We start from the raw sequence: 280 nt of genomic DNA, 5'->3' as shown, positions 1-280 counted from the left end.
GGTCACCACATGGTCGGCCAGGAAATCGGCCACATCGGAGGCCAGCCCGTAGGGCAGCCCGAACGGCATGCCCGCGACGATGTCGACCGGGCTGCCGAAGGTGACGATGCTGGACACGCCCTTGCCGTAGCGGAAAGCGGTGGTCTGATAGGCGAACATGCCGCCCTGCGAATAGCCCATCAGATGCACGCCGGCGCCGGTGGCCTCGCACACGGTGTCGATGGCGCTGTCCACGGCCAGGACGTGATCGGCCAGATCGCGCTCCCAGCCACCTTCCTCG

General features: G+C 67.5%; 1 protein-coding gene. It reads right to left on the bottom strand.

What is annotated here, in order from left to right:
• A partial coding sequence (locus GV792_RS28885) for a hypothetical protein (protein WP_163828150.1) occupies nt 1–280 on the bottom strand: 280 nt, incomplete at both ends.

Source organism: Nocardia cyriacigeorgica (assembly GCF_010868145.1).
Classification (GTDB): Bacteria; Actinomycetota; Actinomycetes; order Mycobacteriales; family Mycobacteriaceae; genus Nocardia; species Nocardia cyriacigeorgica_D.
This window is presented reverse-complemented; position numbering and strand designations above follow the sequence as displayed.